General features: G+C 69.1%; 1 protein-coding gene. It reads left to right on the top strand.

Features of this window, described 5'->3' with window-relative positions:
* Window positions 1-327: acyl-CoA synthetase family protein (locus tag PZA18_RS24470; protein WP_284103491.1), on the top strand; the 327-nt coding region annotated here is incomplete at both ends.

Here is a 327-nt window from a genome sequence, read left to right as displayed (position 1 = left end):
CCGGCTACGCCGCGCAACTGAACCGGCATGGCGTGCGACGGGCGCTGATCGTCGGGGCGACCGGTCGCCAGCTGCAAGCCTTCCTCGCCGCCTGCTTCCTGACCCGTACCACCTATCTGGCGCTGGAACGCGGCACCCCCGAAGCCCGCATCGCCGAAGTGCTGCAACATGCCGCGCCCGACTGGGTGATCGACACCGAGCGCCAGACCGTGGCGCCGCAGGAGACAGACTGGGGCCACTTCGAGAGCGTGAAGACCCTCGACGACAACCCGACAGGCTGGATCCTCTACAGCTCGGGCACCACCGGCCGGCCCAAAGGCATCTGCG

Source organism: Parachitinimonas caeni, assembly GCF_030129945.1.
Taxonomy (GTDB): Bacteria; Pseudomonadota; Gammaproteobacteria; order Burkholderiales; family Chitinimonadaceae; genus Parachitinimonas; species Parachitinimonas caeni.
The sequence above is the reverse complement of the archived record's forward strand: the minus strand, read 5'-3'. Positions and strand labels throughout refer to the sequence as shown.